This window comes from Brucella sp. RRSP16 (assembly GCF_052246815.1).
GTDB classification, from domain to species: Bacteria; Pseudomonadota; Alphaproteobacteria; order Rhizobiales; family Rhizobiaceae; genus Brucella; species Brucella intermedia.
This window is the reverse complement of record NZ_JBQQAM010000074.1, coordinates 1-240: the sequence shown is the minus strand read 5'-3', so window position 1 is coordinate 240 and position 240 is coordinate 1. Positions and strand designations below refer to the sequence as shown.

Below are 240 nucleotides of genomic sequence, written 5' to 3'. Positions count from 1 at the left end.
TTCAACTTGAGAGTTTGATCCTGGCTCAGAACGAACGCTGGCGGCAGGCTTAACACATGCAAGTCGAGCGCCCCGCAAGGGGAGCGGCAGACGGGTGAGTAACGCGTGGGAACGTACCATTGCTACGGAATAACTCAGGGAAACTTGTGCTAATACCGTATGTGCCCTTCGGGGGAAAGATTTATCGGCAAATGATCGGCCCGCGTTGGATTAGCTAGTTGGTGGGGTAAAGGCCTACCA

1 rRNA gene is annotated in these 240 nt (G+C 54.2%); it reads left to right on the top strand.

The annotated features are described in order from the left end of the window. Window positions 1-2: 2 nt before the first annotated feature. Window positions 3-240: ribosomal RNA gene (locus ACS5UA_RS22965) — 16S ribosomal RNA — on the top strand; the annotation flags it as partial.